We start from the raw sequence: 237 nt of genomic DNA on the forward strand, positions 1-237 counted from the left end.
GGCGCGCTCCATCCATTTTTTCATTTGCTGGATGAAGGTTGGGTCGATTTTGATCCATTGTCCACGAATATTGACAAGGCGCCGTTTACTTTGGACAAGCTCGTTGAACTCATCTTCTGTCAGCTCGATGCCGTTTGTAGCAAAGCGCCAATTAAAGTCCATCAAGGCATCCATTCCGACATGCGACTCGCCTCTTGGAGTAGAGGAAATCCTTGCTTTTAGCATCATGGTGCTTTC

At 47.3% G+C, this 237-nt stretch carries 1 protein-coding gene; it reads right to left on the bottom strand.

The genetic code is table 11. The features are described from left to right. Positions 1 to 237, bottom strand: a 237-nt coding sequence (locus tag SB658_RS27390) for an SNF2 helicase-associated domain-containing protein (RefSeq protein WP_410603701.1), incomplete at both ends; no start/stop codon positions are given.

The organism is Bacillus sp. SIMBA_008 (genome assembly GCF_046535495.1).
GTDB classification, from domain to species: Bacteria; Bacillota; Bacilli; order Bacillales; family Bacillaceae; genus Bacillus; species Bacillus subtilis.